Source organism: Allobosea sp., from assembly GCF_048595345.1.
Classification (GTDB): Bacteria; Pseudomonadota; Alphaproteobacteria; order Rhizobiales; family Beijerinckiaceae; genus Allobosea.
In genome coordinates this window covers 1-5,955 of sequence record NZ_JBMDWH010000002.1, presented here as the reverse complement: position 1 = coordinate 5,955, position 5,955 = coordinate 1, and the positions used below count along the sequence as shown (strand labels likewise).

Below are 5,955 nucleotides of genomic sequence, written 5' to 3'. Positions count from 1 at the left end.
ACCGGCGGCCATCTCTTCCCGGCCGAGGCGCTGAGCCATGCGCTGCATGCGCGCGGCGCCCGCGTCGTGCTGATGACCGATACGCGTGCCGCCGCCTATGCCGGCAGCTTCCCGGCCGAGGCGGTGCATGCGGTACCTGCCGCGACGCCCTCCGGCCGCTCGCCGCTGAAGATGGCCGGCGCGGTGCTGAAGCTCGCACAGGGCACAATCGCGGCGCGAAGCATCGTCAAGCGTGTGAAGCCGACGGTGCTGGTCGGCTTCGGCGGCTATCCGACCGTGCCGCCGGTGCTGGGCGCTTCGCTGGCGGGCGTGCGGACGGTGATCCACGAGCAGAATGCGGTGATGGGCCGCGCCAACCGCTTCCTCGCCGGGCGCGCGACGCTGATTGCGACCGGCTTCGCCGAGGTCGGCGGCATCGCCGGAGCGCTTCAGGACAAATGCCGCCATGTCGGCAATCCGGTGCGGCCGGCGGTGCTGGCGGCGGCCGGGCAGGCCTACGACGTGCCGGGGGAGGGGCCGATCAGGCTCCTCGTCTTCGGCGGCAGCCAGGGCGCGCGGGTGATGGCCGATATCGTGCCGCCGGCTGTCGAGCTTCTCACGGAGGCCGAGCGGGGGCGGCTCGCCATCGTCCAGCAGGCGCGGGCGGAGGATGAGGGGCGCGTGCGCGCGGTCTATGACCGGCTCAGCATCCAGGCGACGATCTCGCCCTTCTTCAAGGATCTGCCGGCGCAGATGGCGGCGTCGCATCTGGTGATCGGCCGCTCCGGCGCTTCCACCGTGGCGGAGCTGACGGTGATCGGCCGGCCCGCGCTGCTGGTGCCGCTGCCGGGCTCGCTCGATCAGGACCAGGCCGCGAATGCGGCCTTCCTCGAAAAGGCGGGCGGGGCCAAGCGCATCCTGCAGCCGGACTTCACGCCGCAACGCCTCGCCGCCGAGCTTTCGGCGCTGCTCGCCCGGCCGGCGGACTTGACGGCCATGGCCGCAAACGCGAAGAGCGCCGGCATCCCCGACGCTGCCGACCGCCTGGCCGATCTCGTGATCGCCACCGCGCATTCCCAGAACTGACAGGACCGCAGGACATGAAGCTGCCGCCGAAGCTCGGCCCCATCCATTTCGTCGGCATCGGCGGCATCGGCATGTCCGGCATCGCCGAGGTGCTGCACAATCTCGGCTACAAGGTGCAAGGCTCGGACGCCTCGGACGGCGCCAACGTCAAGCGGCTCGCGGAGAAGGGCATCACCACCTTCGTCGGCCACAAGGCGGAAAATCTCGGCGAGGCCGAGGTCGTGGTGGTTTCGACCGCCATCAAAAAAGATACTCCCGAGCTGATCGCCGCGCGCGCGCAGCGCCTGCCGGTGGTGCGGCGGGCCGAGATGCTGGCCGAGCTGATGCGGCTGAAGACGGCGGTCGCCATTGCAGGCACCCATGGCAAGACGACCACGACCTCGCTCGTCGCGACGCTGCTCGAAAAGGGCGGGCTCGACCCGACCGTGATCAATGGCGGCATCATCAACGCCTATGGCACCAATGCCCGGATGGGCGAGAGCGACTGGATGGTCGTCGAGGCCGACGAATCGGACGGCACCTTCCTGAAGCTGCCGGCGGATGTCGCGATCGTCACCAATATCGACCCCGAGCATCTCGACCATTTCGGCACCTTCGACGCGATCAAGGCGGCGTTCCGCTCCTTCGTCGAGAACCTGCCATTCTACGGCTTCGCGGTGATGTGCATCGACCATCCCACCGTGCAGAGCCTCGTCGGCCAGATCACCGACCGGCGCGTGGTGACCTATGGCGAGAACCCGCAGGCCGATTTCCGCCTGCTCGACATCGACCTCACCGGTGGTCAGTCGCGCTTCACCCTGCTCATCCGTGACCGCAAGACGGGTAAGGACGAGGTGATCCGTGACCTGATGATGCCGATGCCCGGCCATCACAATGCGCTGAACGCCACGGCGGCCATCGCCGTCGCCTATGACCTCGGCATTCCGGTCGAGCGCATCCGCGAGGCGCTGGCCGGCTTCGGCGGCGTCAAGCGCCGCTTCACCAAGACCGGGGAGTGGAACGGCGCGCTGATCTTCGACGATTACGGCCATCACCCGGTCGAGATCGCGGCGGTGCTGCGGGCCGCGCGTGCCTCGACCAAGGGCAAGGTCGTCGCGATCGTGCAGCCGCATCGCTACACCCGCCTGTCGAGCCTGTTCGACGATTTTGCCGCCTGCTTCAACGACGCCGACAGCGTCATCGTCGCCGACACCTATGCGGCGGGCGAGGCGCCGATCGCCGGCGCCGACCGCGATTCGCTGGTCGCCGGCATCCGCGCGCGCGGCCACAGGCATGTGCTGCCGATGGAGGCGCCCGACAAGCTCGCCGGCATGGTGGCGGAGCTGGCGGGGCCGGGCGACTACGTCGTCTGCCTCGGCGCCGGCAACATCACCCAGTGGGCCTATGCGCTGCCCGGAGAGCTGGCGGCGTTGAAGGGGTGAACCCCATGTCCTTCGCCGACCTCACCCCCGCCATCCACGACGCCGCCCCCGAGCTGCGCGGGCGGCTGCTGTCGAACCAGGCGTTGGCCACGCTGACCTGGTTCCGTGTCGGCGGTCCGGCTCAGCTGCTGTTCACTCCGGCGGACGAGGCGGATCTGGCCTATCTGCTGGCGCGACTGCCGGTCGATATCCCGGTGACGGTGATCGGGCTCGGCTCCAATCTGATCGTGCGCGACGGCGGCATTCCCGGCCTCGTCATCCGGCTCGGCGGCAAGGCTTTCGCCGCGATTTCGGTCGAAGGCGAGATGGTGCGCGCGGGTGCGGCGGTGCCGGACGTGAAGGTCGCCCGGGCGGCGGCGGATGCGGCGTTGGACGGGCTCGCGTTCTTCCGCGGCATTCCAGGCTGCATCGGCGGCGCGCTGCGGATGAATGCTGGTGCCCATGGCGGTGAGACCACCGATGTGCTGGTCGAGGCGAGGGGCGTTCGCCGCACTGGCGAGGTCGTGACGCTCTCTCATTCCGATATGGGCTTCAGCTATCGCAAGAGCGCTGAGAGCCTGGCCGATGTCATCTTCACCTCGGCGCTGTTCCGGGGGCGGCCAGGAGACCGGGCCGAGATCCAGGCCGAGATGGACCGGGTGACCGCGGCGCGCGAGGCGGCGCAGCCGATCAAGGAGCGCACCGGCGGCTCGACCTTCAAGAATCCGCCCGGCGCCAAGGCCTGGCAGCTGATCGACGCGGCCGGCTGCCGGGGCCTGCGCGTCCGCGGAGCGCAGGTTTCCGAGATGCACTGCAACTTCCTCATCAACACCGGCGGCGCCACGGCGGCCGATGTCGAGGGGCTGGGCGAGGAGGTGCGGCGCCGGGTCAAGGAGCATTCCGGCGTCGAGCTGCAATGGGAGATCAAGCGGCTCGGCGTGCCGGGCTGAGGCTGCTCCGGCGCAGTTCGGCGAACCGCTCGACGTACCCGGAATTAACCCCCCGTTAACCATGGTTAACCACAGTCCGATGCGAGCGGGAGCGAGCGTCGATGACACATGTGGCGGTTCTGATGGGCGGGTGGTCCGTCGAGCGCGAGGTGAGCCTGCGCAGCGGCGCGGCTTGTGCCGCAGCGCTGGAGAGCGTCGGCTATCGCGTGACGCGAATCGACGTGCAGCGCGACATCGCGCAGGTGCTCGCCGAGCTGAAGCCGGACGTCGCCTTCAACGCCCTGCATGGCCGCTTCGGCGAGGACGGCACCATCCAGGGCCTGCTCGAGATTCTGCGCATCCCCTACACCCACTCCGGTGTCCTCGCCTCGGCGCTGTCGATCCGCAAGGACCGGGCGAAGATCGTCGCGGCTGCGGCCGGCGTGGGCGTGGCGCGCGGCGTCACCGTCTCGCGTTTTGAGGCAGCGAAAGCCCATGTTCTGCCCGCTCCTTATGTGCTGAAGCCGGTGGACGAGGGCTCCTCGGTCGGCGTCGTCATCGTGAAGGAGGGGCGCGAGCATCCCCCGCAGGAGATAGCCCGCGAGGACTGGCCCTGCGGCGACATCCTGCTGGCGGAAAGCTTCGTGAAGGGGCGGGAGCTGACCTGCGCCGTGATGGACGGGCGCAGCCTGGGTGTGACCGAAATACAAGCCGCAACCGGCGCGTTTTACGACTACGACGCCAAGTACGCGAAAGGCGGTTCTATCCACATCTGTCCGGCGCAAATTTTACCGAAAATTTACCAGCAGATCGAAGAGTGGGCGTTAACGGCGCATCAAGCAATCGGATGCCGGGGCGTCAGCCGATCTGACTTCCGCTACGACGACGAGACCGACACGCTCGTCTGGCTGGAGGTCAATACGCAGCCCGGGATGACCGAGACCAGCCTGGTGCCCGAGCTGGCTGCCCATGCGGGCCTTAAATTCGGTGAGCTCGTCAGATGGATGGTGGAGGACGCCTCCCTCGATCGGTGAATGCGATGACGGCACGATCCTCTTCGCGCCTGCCGGTCCCGGCGCCCACGCCCCCGCTGCTCGTTGGCAGCGAGCGGCAGGGCCGCTGGCTTCGGCGCCCGCGGCGCTCCCAACCCCTCGCCGAGAGGGTGCCGCGCCATATCGGCAGCTGGCTGGCGCTCGGCTTCCTGACGCTCAGCCTGACCTCGGGCTTTGTGATCGGCGGCCAGTATCAGACGGTGCAGGAGAATTTCGGCCCGCCGCACCACATCCTGGCGCGGGTGCTGGGCTTCGGCATCGACCGGGTCACGATCGCGGGCCTGTCCGGCATCTCCGAGCAGGAGGTGCTGGTGGCGGCCGGTATCGATTCCAAGACCTCGCTGCTGTTCTTCGACGCCGACGAGGCGCGCCGGCAGCTGGAGGCCAACCCGCTGATCCGCGAGGCGGCGGTGCGCAAGCTCTATCCGGGCGAGATCTCGATCTCGCTCACCGAGCGGGAGCCCTATGCACTCTGGCAGGTGAAGGGCGAGCTGTTCGTGATCGCGGCCGACGGGGCGGTGATCGACAAGATGGACGATGGACGCTTCACCTATCTGCCGCTCGTGGTCGGGCCCAACGCCAATGTCCGGGCCAGCGAGTATCTGGCTCTGCGCAAGCAGGCCGGGCCGCTGGCGGAGCACATCCGCGCCGGCACGCTGGTCTCCGACCGTCGCTGGAACCTGAAGCTCGACAACGGCATGGATGTGCGCCTGCCCGAGATGAAGCCGGAGATCGCGATGCAGCGCTTCATCTCGCTGCAGACCAATGACCGCATCCTCGACAAGGACCTGCTGTCGCTGGATTTCCGCGAGCCCGACCGGGTGATCGCGCGGCTCTCCGAAGAGGCCGCCGGAGCCCGCGCCGAGATGCTCAAGACCAAGTTCAAGGCCAAGAAGAAGGGAGGCGAGGCGTGAACCATCTCACTTCCCAGGGCCTGACGCCGCGGATGCGCCCGCTCTCCTCGCGCAAGAGCGCGATTCTCTCGATTCTCGACATCGGCACGAGCAAGGTCGTGTGCCTCATTGCCGAGCTCAACCCGGCAGAGGCGAATGACCGGCTGCGCGGGCGGACCCATGTCGCGCGCATCATCGGCATCGGCCACCAGCGCTCGCTCGGCCTCAAGGGCGGGGCGATCATCGATCTGGAAAGCGCCGAACGGGCGATCCGCGCCGCGGTCGATGCCGCCGAGCGCATGGCCAAGGTCGAGGTGCAGTCGGTTATCGTGAATCTCACCGGCGGGCGCATCGGCTCGCAGCATTATGCGGCCGGCGTCGATCTGCGCGCCGGCTCGGTCGGCGACAGCGACATCAAGCGCGTGCTCGCCACCGCCGCGACCCATGCGATCCGCCCCGGCAAGGCCGTGCTCCATGCCCTGCCGACCGGCTATGCGCTGGACGGCGTGCCGGGCGTGCTTGATCCGCGCGGGCTGATCGGCGGCAAGCTCTCGGTCGACATGCATGTCGTCGCCAGCGAGGCCTCGGCCGCGCGCAACGTCATGCTGGCGGTCGA

The 5,955-nt window shown here is 68.6% G+C and carries 6 protein-coding genes; all 6 read left to right on the top strand.

From position 1 onward, the window contains the following. A partial coding sequence (locus ACOJTB_RS00045) for a UDP-N-acetylglucosamine--N-acetylmuramyl-(pentapeptide) pyrophosphoryl-undecaprenol N-acetylglucosamine transferase (protein ID WP_420100462.1) occupies nt 1-1,065 on the top strand: 1,065 nt, incomplete at its 5' end. Nucleotides 1,066-1,079: 14 nt separating this feature from the next. Further along, nucleotides 1,080-2,486, top strand: a complete 1,407-nt coding sequence (murC, locus tag ACOJTB_RS00040) for a UDP-N-acetylmuramate--L-alanine ligase (RefSeq protein ID WP_420100461.1) — start codon at nt 1,080-1,082, stop codon at nt 2,484-2,486. Nucleotides 2,487-2,491: 5 nt separating this feature from the next. Further along, nucleotides 2,492-3,415 (top strand): UDP-N-acetylmuramate dehydrogenase, encoded by a 924-nt coding sequence (gene murB / locus ACOJTB_RS00035; RefSeq protein WP_420100460.1) that lies wholly within the window; start codon nt 2,492-2,494, stop codon nt 3,413-3,415. A 101-nt stretch (nt 3,416-3,516) separates the two neighbouring features. After that, nucleotides 3,517-4,428 (top strand): D-alanine--D-alanine ligase, encoded by a 912-nt coding sequence (locus tag ACOJTB_RS00030; RefSeq protein WP_420100459.1) that lies wholly within the window; start codon nt 3,517-3,519, stop codon nt 4,426-4,428. Nucleotides 4,429-4,433: 5 nt separating this feature from the next. After that, on the top strand, nt 4,434-5,360 hold the full coding sequence (locus ACOJTB_RS00025; protein WP_420100458.1) for a cell division protein FtsQ/DivIB: 927 nt from the start codon (nt 4,434-4,436) through the stop codon (nt 5,358-5,360). Nucleotides 5,361-5,392: 32 nt separating this feature from the next. Further along, nucleotides 5,393-5,955 (top strand): cell division protein FtsA (locus ACOJTB_RS00020; RefSeq protein WP_465248393.1); only part of this gene is annotated, 563 nt, incomplete at its 3' end.

Excerpts from the sequence above, each read along its gene's own strand:
- murC (WP_420100461.1), top strand. The coding sequence starts at position 1,080 with ATGAAGCTGCCGCCGAAGCTCGGCCCCATCCATTTCGTCGGCATCGGC.
- ACOJTB_RS00030 (WP_420100459.1), top strand. The coding sequence starts at position 3,517 with ATGACACATGTGGCGGTTCTGATGGGCGGGTGGTCCGTCGAGCGCGAG.
- murB (WP_420100460.1), top strand. The coding sequence starts at position 2,492 with ATGTCCTTCGCCGACCTCACCCCCGCCATCCACGACGCCGCCCCCGAG.
- ACOJTB_RS00025 (WP_420100458.1), top strand. The coding sequence starts at position 4,434 with ATGACGGCACGATCCTCTTCGCGCCTGCCGGTCCCGGCGCCCACGCCC.